Source organism: Baekduia sp., assembly GCF_035318805.1.
GTDB lineage: Bacteria > Actinomycetota > Thermoleophilia > Solirubrobacterales > Solirubrobacteraceae > Baekduia.
The window spans coordinates 1-3,895 of the sequence record NZ_DATHDY010000057.1 but is presented as its reverse complement, the minus strand read 5'-3'; the positions used below and the strand labels follow the sequence as shown (position 1 = coordinate 3,895).

Sequence of the window (3,895 nt, the reverse complement as noted above, 5' to 3'; positions counted from 1 at the left end):
AGGAGCGGCGCTGGATGTCGATCAGGTTCGGAAGGTCGAGGACCTTGTCCAGGCGCGCGAAGCTGCGGCGCGTCCGGAGGGCGTCGAGGGCAGGCACTACGGCGACTCCTCGGGGGGTCGAGGCGGGCAAACAGGAGGGGGGCGTTCGCGCGGTGGCGCGAGGACGCGACCTATCAATCTAGCACAGGCCGAAGCGGACCCCCTCGGGGGCGGTCGACACTCACGGACCCCGCCAGGGCTCCCGCGTATGTGGCGCGGGTCGCGTGCAGTAGGCGGCTACGACTATCGGTCGACGCGCGGCAGTGTAGCGCTGCCCGGGGGCGAGCGCCAGCGCGGGCGTCGGGTGACGGTACGGCGCCGTCGCGGATACTGGAGTCCATGCCCGACGCCTTCCTCGTGCGCCTCGTCGTCCAGTGCCGCGACCGGCCCGGGATCGTCGCAGCGGTCGCCCGGCTGCTGGCCGACAGCGGGGCGAACATCACGTCCTCGGCGCAGCATTCGACCGACCCAGAGGGAGGCTGGTTCTTCCTTCGCCTGGAGTTCGACCTGCCCGGCGGCGACGTCGAGGGCCTGCGGGCGCGGTTTGCCGCCGACGTCGCCGAGCCGTTCGCGATGCAGTGGCGGATGGCGCCCGCCGGGGAGCGCCAGCGGATCGCCCTGCTCGCCTCGCGCGAGGAGCACTGCCTGCTGGACCTCCTGTGGCGCCGGCGCCGGGGCGAGCTGCGGGCGGAGATCGCGATGGTCATCGCCAACCACCCCGACCACCGCGCCGACGTCGAGGCCTTCGGCGTGCCCTACGAGCACGTGCCGGTGGCGCGCGGCGGGAAGCCGGCCGCCGAGGAGCGCATGCTGGAGCTGCTCGCCGCCGCCCGCGTCGACCTCGTCGTGCTGGCGCGCTACATGCAGGTGCTGTCGGCCGGCTTCCTGGAGCGCGTCGGCGCGCCGGTGATCAACATCCATCACTCGTTCCTGCCGGCCTTCGCCGGCGCCGACCCCTACGCGCGAGCGCGCGAGCGCGGCGTGAAGATCATCGGCGCCACCGCGCACTACGCGACCGAGGAGCTCGACCAGGGGCCGATCATCGAGCAGGACGTCGCGCGCGTCGACCACCGCCACACGGTCGGCGAGATGACCGCGATCGGCCGCGACATCGAGCGGGTCGTGCTCGGCCGCGCGGTCGCCTGGCATCTCGACGACCGCGTGCTGGTGCACGACAACCGCACGGTGGTGTTCTGAGGGTCAGGTCGCCGAGACCGCGGCCTCGCCGGGGCCGGCGCCCTCGCGCTCGATCCGGCGGTCGCGCACCAGCGAGGCGATCACGCCCGTGCCGAGGATCGCGGCGATCACGGGCAGGCTGATCTCCGGGCCCAGCTTGCCCCACAGCTCGCCGGCGGCCATCTTGATCCCGATCGCCACCAGCAGGAACGCGAGCGCCGTCTTGAGGTAGTAGAGGCGCTCGACGAGGTCGGCGACGAGGAAGAACAGCGGCGCGAGGCCCAGCAGCGCGAACGCGTTGGCCGCGAAGACGATGAACGGGTCGTCGGTGATGGCCAGGATCGACGGCACCGAGTCGATCGCGAACACGATGTCGGCGACGACGAGGGCCGCGAGCGCGGCGCCGGCCACCGAGCCGCCGGGCAGCCGATCCTTGAGCTTCTCGACGAACGCGGTCTCCCCCGCGCTGTCGTGGCGGTGGCGGAACATCCGCCAGCCCGTCCACACCAGCAACGCGGCGAAGATGTAGGCGATCCAGCTGGCCTGGTGCAGGGCCGCGGCGCCGACGACGATGAACAGGCCGCGGAGCACGAGGGCCGCAGCGATGCCCCAGGTCAGCAGGCGGTGGCGCTGCACCTCCGGAATGCCGAAGCTCGTGAGGATCAGCAGGAAGACGAAGACGTTGTCCAGCGACAGCGACTTCTCCACGAGGTAGCCGGCGAAGTAGAGGCCGGAGTCGCGGCCGCCGAGCGCGACGAGCATGACGCCGCCGAAGCTCAGGGCGACGATCACCCAGCCGATGCTCTGCAGGGTGGCGCTCTTGACGCTCATGCCGTGCCGCTCGCGGCGGGCGAGCCAGAGGTCGAACGCCAGGAGGGCGATCAGGGCACCGATGAGGGCGATCCACTTCACGGGCGTGCGGTTCCTTTCGCGGGTCGTACGGGACTCGCGAAGGTTTGACCGCCTCGAACCTGAGGCCGCGCACACCGGATGCCGTGGGCACCGTGTTGACGATGTACGCCGTCGGGCTACTTCCCTTCGACGCCGCCAAGGCTAACAGGAACGACGAAGGGCGCCCGCCGGATCACGGCCCAGAGGGCCGCGATCCGGTCGCGGGTGTCGGCCCAGGGGGCCGAACCCGCAGCGGACGTCGCTTCGATGCTTCCTTACTTCAGCTCGACGGACCCGCCGGCCTCCTCGAGCTCCTGCTTGAGCTTGTCGGCCTCGTCGCGCTCCAGGCCCTCCTTGATGGGCTTGGGAGCCTCGTCGACGAGCGCCTTGGCCTCCTTGAGGCCCAGGCCGGTCGCGGCACGCACGACCTTGATGACCTGGATCTTCTTGTCGCCGGCGGCGGTCAGGACGACGTCCACGGTGGTGGACTCCTCCTCGGCCGGAGCGCCGTCACCGGCGGCGGCCGGGGCGGCGGCGGCGACGGCCGTCGCCGAGACGCCGAACTCCTCTTCGAGCGCCTTGATGCGCTCCGACAGCTCGAGCACGGAAATGCCCTTGAGCTCCTCGATCCACTCTGCGGTGCTGGTAGCCATGTTGGTCAGTCCTCCTGGGTCTCGGTGGTGGTGTCGGCGGCGCCCTCGGTGGGCTCCTCCGGGGCGGCCTCGGCCACCGGTGCTTCGGGTGCTTGGTCGGATGCTGCGGGTGCCTCCGCGGCGGGTGCCTCTGCTGCGGGTGCCTCTGCGGCGGGGGCGGCAGGTGCGTCGCCGGACGGAACCTCGCCCGACTCCTTCTTCTCGAGGACGCCGCTCAGGGCGATCGCGAGACCCGACACGAGGCCGTTGAGGCTCCGTGCGAGGCCGGTGATCGGCGAGGCGACCATCCCGACGAGCTGGCCGTAGAGGACCTGGCGCGACGGGAGCTTGGAGATGGCGGTGATCTGCGCGGCGTCGAGCGCCTCGCCGTTCATCAGCCCGCCCTTGAACGGCAGCAGCTCGCCGCCGGTGGAGCGCTGGTAGTCCGCGATCGCCTTGGCGGCCGCGGCAGCGTCACCCCGCACGAACGTCAGCGCCGTCGGGCCTTCGAGGAGGGCCTTGAGGACCTCCGCGTCGGCCTGGTCGGCCGCGCGCTCGGTGAGCGTGTTCTTGACGACGCGGAACGTCGAGTCCGACTCGCGCAAACGCGTGCGGAGCTCGGCGACCTGCGCGACGGTGATGCCTCGGTAGTCGATGGCGAAGACCGCCTCCGACCCCTGGATCTGCTCAGCGATCTCTGCGACCGCTGCTGCTTTCTGGTCCCTGTTCACGGGCCTCCTCTGCCGGGCTTCCCACGGATTGCGCATCCGCGTGCCGGCGGTCTCAGGACGGCCTCGGGTGTCGAACGTGATTACGCGGCGGCAACCGCGGTCTCAGCGTTCTCCAGTCCGAGGATGTCGCGGGTACGGGACGGGTCGACCTTGATGCCCGGCCCCATCGTCGAAGCGATGGTGACCGAGTGCAGGTACCGACCCTTGGCGGCCGAGGGCTTCGCGCGGATGAGCTCCTCGATGACGGCCGCGTAGTTCTCGAGCAGGGCGCGCTCGTCGAAGGACGTCTTGCCGATGTTCAGGTGAACGATGGCGGTCCGGTCGGTGCGGTACTCGACCTTGCCGGACTTGGACTCCTCGACGGCCTTGGCCACGTCCATCGTGACCGTGCCGACCTTGGGGTTCGGCATCTTGCCCTGCGGGCCC

The 3,895-nt window shown here is 71.0% G+C and carries 4 protein-coding genes and 1 pseudogene; 1 reads left to right on the top strand and 4 read right to left on the bottom strand.

The features are described 5' to 3' along the window. The first annotated feature begins 378 nt into the window (after nucleotides 1-378). A complete protein-coding gene (purU, locus tag VK501_RS13285) occupies nucleotides 379-1,236 on the top strand; it encodes a formyltetrahydrofolate deformylase (RefSeq protein ID WP_324338046.1) in 858 nt (285 codons plus the stop codon). A gap of 3 nt (nucleotides 1,237-1,239) precedes the next feature. On the opposite strand, the gene VK501_RS13280 is transcribed toward purU, so the two are convergent. The 4 genes and pseudogenes from VK501_RS13280 to VK501_RS13265 all read right to left on the bottom strand — a co-directional run. After that, nucleotides 1,240-2,127, bottom strand: a complete 888-nt coding sequence (locus VK501_RS13280; protein WP_324338044.1) for a TerC family protein — start codon at nucleotides 2,125-2,127, stop codon at nucleotides 1,240-1,242. A 254-nt stretch (nucleotides 2,128-2,381) separates the two neighbouring features. Next, nucleotides 2,382-2,759, bottom strand: a complete 378-nt coding sequence (gene rplL / locus VK501_RS13275; protein ID WP_324338042.1) for a 50S ribosomal protein L7/L12 — start codon at nucleotides 2,757-2,759, stop codon at nucleotides 2,382-2,384. 5 nt (nucleotides 2,760-2,764) lie between these two features. Beyond that, on the bottom strand, nucleotides 2,765-3,469 hold the full coding sequence (gene rplJ / locus VK501_RS13270) for a 50S ribosomal protein L10 (protein ID WP_324338040.1): 705 nt from the start codon (nucleotides 3,467-3,469) through the stop codon (nucleotides 2,765-2,767). Between the two features lie 80 nt (nucleotides 3,470-3,549). After that, a pseudogene (locus VK501_RS13265) lies at nucleotides 3,550-3,895 on the bottom strand (50S ribosomal protein L1); the annotation flags it as partial.

Excerpts from the sequence above, each read along its gene's own strand:
- purU (WP_324338046.1), top strand. The coding sequence starts at position 379 with ATGCCCGACGCCTTCCTCGTGCGCCTCGTCGTCCAGTGCCGCGACCGG.
- rplL (WP_324338042.1), bottom strand. The coding sequence starts at position 2,759 with ATGGCTACCAGCACCGCAGAGTGGATCGAGGAGCTCAAGGGCATTTCC.